The 4218-nt window shown below is 70.3% G+C and carries 4 protein-coding genes; 2 read left to right on the top strand and 2 right to left on the bottom strand.

All coding sequences use genetic code 11. The annotated features are described in order from the left end of the window. Window positions 1-48: 48 nt before the first annotated feature. Complete coding sequence (locus tag WA805_RS11675) at window positions 49-1437, bottom strand: ABC transporter substrate-binding protein (protein ID WP_425242349.1); 1389 nt, start codon at window positions 1435-1437, stop codon at window positions 49-51. Between the two features lie 119 nt (window positions 1438-1556). Here WA805_RS11675 and WA805_RS11680 point away from each other — a divergent pair, with 119 nt between their 5' ends. Next, complete coding sequence (locus WA805_RS11680; RefSeq protein ID WP_422338957.1) at window positions 1557-2342, top strand: IclR family transcriptional regulator; 786 nt, start codon at window positions 1557-1559, stop codon at window positions 2340-2342. A 23-nt stretch (window positions 2343-2365) separates the two neighbouring features. Here WA805_RS11680 and WA805_RS11685 read toward each other — a convergent pair whose 3' ends face one another. Further along, complete coding sequence (locus WA805_RS11685) at window positions 2366-3028, bottom strand: GNAT family N-acetyltransferase (RefSeq protein WP_422338958.1); 663 nt, start codon at window positions 3026-3028, stop codon at window positions 2366-2368. A 54-nt stretch (window positions 3029-3082) separates the two neighbouring features. Between WA805_RS11685 and WA805_RS11690 the strand changes: the two genes are divergently transcribed. Then, window positions 3083-4042 carry a helix-turn-helix transcriptional regulator gene (locus tag WA805_RS11690; protein ID WP_424564111.1) on the top strand — a complete coding sequence of 320 codons (960 nt, stop codon included), beginning with the start codon at window positions 3083-3085 and terminating at the stop codon, window positions 4040-4042. Window positions 4043-4218: the final 176 nt, after the last annotated feature.

Consider the following 4218-nt stretch of genomic DNA (forward strand, 5'->3'; position numbering starts at 1 on the left):
GGAGCGATTAGTGTTCGGGCTGAACAAATGCTTTTATGCCGCGGGCATTTACTTGAACGTGGGCAGCAGGTCGCCGGTGATCTTGGCCTGCGGCAGCAGCGTATTGTCCACCACCTTGGCCTCGAGCGCGTACGTGGTGCCCTTCTGCCACTGGATGCCGACCGGCGGGGTGATCACCACGCCCGGTGCGGGGGCCTTGGACGAGGTGAAGTCCATCGGCCCGGCCACCGCGTCGGGAATGACGACCTGGTGGATGGCTTCGGCTACTTCCGTCTTGTTGTGCGGGTCGTTCACCGAGGTGAGCGCCTTGTAGGCGATCTCGAAGAGCGTGTAGTTGCTGATGTTCGCGTTCGGCTGGCCGTTGCCCGCCGCCGTGTAGGCCGCGGCGAGCTCCGGGCAGGACTGGCCGGTGAACGAGGAGTGCCACGGCAGCGACGGTACCCACCAGCTGTCGGTGGCGATGTTGTACACCTCGGAACCCATCGCGTACGCGTCGGTCGGGAACAGCAGCACCTTCGCGACCGTCGCCAGCTTCGGCTTGAAGCCCTGCTGGAGCGCCTGCTTCCACATGGTGGCGAAGTCGGGCGGCAGCGGCACGTTGGTGAACCAGTCCGCGCCTGAGGACTTGAACTGGGCGATCATCGACGAGTAGTTGGTCGTGCCGTCGGCGTACGGGGACGACAGTTCCATCTTGTAGCCCGCGCCCTTGAGGATGGGCGGGAACACGGCGCGGAACGCGTTGCCATCGGAGTCGTTCGGGAACGCGGCGGCGACCAGGTGGTTGTTGCCGTACTGGGCGCCGATCCTGTTCCACATCGGGATGAAGCACAGGGCCAGGTGCTCGGCGCCCAGGAAGTACATCGTCACGTACTTGGGCTTGAGCGTGGGCTTCTGCGGGTTGCCGCCCAGGTTGATATACCAGGACTCCCACGGGATGTTCGCGCAGACCAGCGGGGTGCCGAGGGTCTCGGCCTGGCTAGCGACCGCGTTGACCGTCTCCGGGGTGGAGGAGGCGAGCAGCAGGTCGACGTTGTCTTGCTGGATGGCCTGCTTGGCCAGGTCGCCGGCCCTGGTGACGCTGGACTGCGTGTCGTAGGACTTGATGGTGACGTCGTAGGTCGAGCCGCCGATCTTGAACCCGTTCTTGTACGGGCTGGTCTCCTTGATCTGGCTGATCACCCAGTTGTCCGGGGCGCCGAACCCGGCCAGGTCCCCGGTCAGCGGGTGGATCCACCCGATAGTGATCGACTTGCCACTGGACGCGCTCGCGGTGCTGCCGGCCCCGGAGGCGCCCTTGATGCTCGAGCTGCAGGCCTCGAGCAGGCTGCCGCCCCCGACGACGGCCGCGCCGACGCCGGCCGCGCGGAACAGGCCGCGCCGGGAAACACCGCCACTGTCCGGCTTGCCCGGACTGGGCTGATCAGTCTGGTCGGTCATGATCTGAATATCTCCTTCCGCAGGGATGCGGAAATCGTGGCAGAGGGATACGGAAAATCTTTGTCAGAGTGTTGAAATGAGCGGTCGAATTGTCAACACACTGTTCTAGTATTCGGGACATGCCCAAGGCAGACAGCGGCGCGGGTTTTTCGCAGTCGCTGGAGCGCGGCCTCGCCGTCCTCAGCTCATTCACTCCCGAGCGGCCCGAACTCGGGATCAGTGAGCTGGCGCGCATGCTCGCCCTCACCCGCAGCACCGCCCACCGGTACGTCGCGACCCTGGCCACGCTCGGCTATCTTCACCAGGACGAGGCCACCCGCAAGTACCGCCTCGGCCCCCGGGTCCTCGACCTGGGGTTCGCGGTACTCGGCTCGCTGGAATTGCGTGAGATCGCGGCGCCGCACCTGCGGCGGCTCGCCGAGACCACCGGGCACACCGCGAACCTCGCCGTCCGCGACGACACCGACGCGATCTTGATCGACCGAGTCCGCGGGCGGCCCTGCCGCTATCACCAGTTCGAGTTCAGCCTGCACATCGGCTCGCGGCTGCCGCTGTACTGCAGCGCCACCGGCAAGACCCTGCTCGCCTTCCTGCCGCGCCAGGATATCGACCGGCTGCTGGACACGATCGACCTCACGCAGCGCGGCCCCCGCACGCTGACCGACAGGACGGCCCTGCTCGCCGAGCTGGAGCAGGTGCGCCGCACCGGGATGGCGGTCAATGACGAGGAGCTCGAGAACGCACTGCGGTCCATCGCCGCGCCGGTGCGCTCGCGCAGCGGCTCGGTCGTCGCGGCCGTCAACCTCGCCATTCCCTGGTCGCCGGTGGCGATGTCCGAGCTGGTCGCCCTGCTCGGGCCCGCCGTCCAGGGCGCCGCCCGGCAGATCTCGGCGCGGGTGGTCTGAGCGGGCGTCACGGCGTCAGGGCGTCACCCGGGGAAATCGACGCGCATCACCACGCGCCGCGCGCTGGGGCGGCTCACCTCGGTGAAGCCAGCCTCGGCGAAGACCTGGCGGGCCCCGACGTGCAGCTCGCCCCAGGTGATCTCCTTGCCCGGCTGGGTGATCATCGCGTACGCCTCGAGCGCCCTGGCGCCGTTCGCCCTGGCGTAACCGACCGTGGCGGCGGCGAGCCCGTAGGTGATGCCGCGCTTGCGGTACCCCTTGCGGGTCGCGAAGCAGGTCACCGCCCAGACCCCGTCGTCGGCCTTGTCCTCGTGCCGGCCCTTCCAGACCGTCGGCAGGCCCATCAGCCGCGGGTATTCGGTGCGCGGCTCCACGGCGACCCAGCCGACCGGCTCGCCGCCCAGGTAGGCCACCAGCCCTGTCGTGTTCCCGGCCGCCGGGTCGTCGCAGTTCGCCTGGTCGCGGAGCCGGCGTTGCCGGTCCTCTGGGGTGCCCTGGCCCCAGAACCAGCCGCGCGTCTTGAACCGCTGGCAGTAGCACCTGCCCGGGTAGTCCGAGGTGCCGAAGATCGCCCGCAGGTCCGCCCACGACGCCTCGTTCGCCGGGACGATGGTCAGCTCGCCGGCCGTGACCGGCGTCCGCGCGTCCGCGCGGGCGGCGCGAGCGGCTGGGTCGGCGTGGCTCATTTAAGGCACGATAGCGTGAGTCCCGGACGGTTTACGACCGGGATGGAGGCGGCCTTGGCTCACGACCTGAGCCCCACCGCGCGGGCGCTGCTGGCACTCGAGGCCATCCAGAACACTCCCGGCATCACCGCGCAGCGGCTCGGCGACCGGCTCGGGGTCACCGAGCGGGCCGCCCGGCGCTACGTCGCCATCCTGCGCGAGGCGGACCTGCCGATCGAGTCGGTCAGCGGCCCCTACGGCGGCTACCAGGTGGGGCGCGGCCTGCGGCTGCCGCCGCTGACGTTCACCGCCGCCGAGGCGATGGGCCTGGTCATGGCCGTCCTGGAAGGCCACAGGAACGCGGCCGACCCCGGTGACCTGGTGGGCGGCGCGCTCGGCAAGATCATCCGGGTGCTGCCCGAGCGGGTCGCCGGCCCCGTCAGGGCAGTGCGCGCGGTCACCGTTCCACCGCCCGATGACGAGATCCGGGTCAGCCCCGAGCTGACGACCGCGCTGATCGGATCGTGCGCGGCCGGGCGGCGGCTGCGGCTGGTCTACCGGACGGCGAAAGCGGACCGGCCGATGGAGGTCGACCCCTGGGCCGTCGTGCTGCGGCATAGCCGCTGGTACCTGCTGGGCTGGTCGCACACGGCCGGGGCGCAGCGGGTGCTGCGCGTCGACAGGATCGCCGCGGCCGAGCTGCTGCCTGAGGAGTTCACGCCGCCCGCTGGCCTCGACGCGCTGCGCGCCCTGGAGGAGCACCTGTCCCAGGGCTGGCGCTACCCCGTCGAGGTCCTCGTCGAGGCCACGGTCCGGCAGACGTCGTACTGGGTTCCGCGCAGCATGGGGCTGCTGGAGCCGGCCGACGGCGACCGGACGCTGATCCGGGCCACGACCGACAACCCCGACTGGTACGCCGGGCGGCTCGCTGCCATCGAGGCCTCCTTCCGGGTGCTCGGCGGCGCCGAGCTCCGGCGGGCCGTCACGGCGCTCGGCCGGCGGCTGGTGCGGGCCGCCGGCCAGTCTGGGGAGTAAGGCGCGAGTCGTCAGGTGATGTCGCGGCGGACGGTGGTGCGGGCGGCGACTCCCGCCCCCGCCAGCGCGATGGCTATGAGCAGGGCCGTGGCCGCGGCGAACGGCAACGGGGCACTCAGTCGGGCGCAGCTCGTCGTGGTCGCGTACGAGGCCGGCCTGGTGCGGCCGGGATGGGC

The sequence above is a fragment of the Trebonia sp. genome (assembly GCF_049794275.1).
GTDB lineage: Bacteria > Actinomycetota > Actinomycetes > Streptosporangiales > Streptosporangiaceae > Trebonia.

Coding starts and splice junctions, on each gene's coding strand:
- WA805_RS11675 (WP_425242349.1), bottom strand. CDS start 1,437: ATGACCGACCAGACTGATCAGCCCAGTCCGGGCAAGCCGGACAGTGGC.
- WA805_RS11680 (WP_422338957.1), top strand. CDS start 1,557: ATGCCCAAGGCAGACAGCGGCGCGGGTTTTTCGCAGTCGCTGGAGCGC.
- WA805_RS11685 (WP_422338958.1), bottom strand. CDS start 3,028: ATGAGCCACGCCGACCCAGCCGCTCGCGCCGCCCGCGCGGACGCGCGG.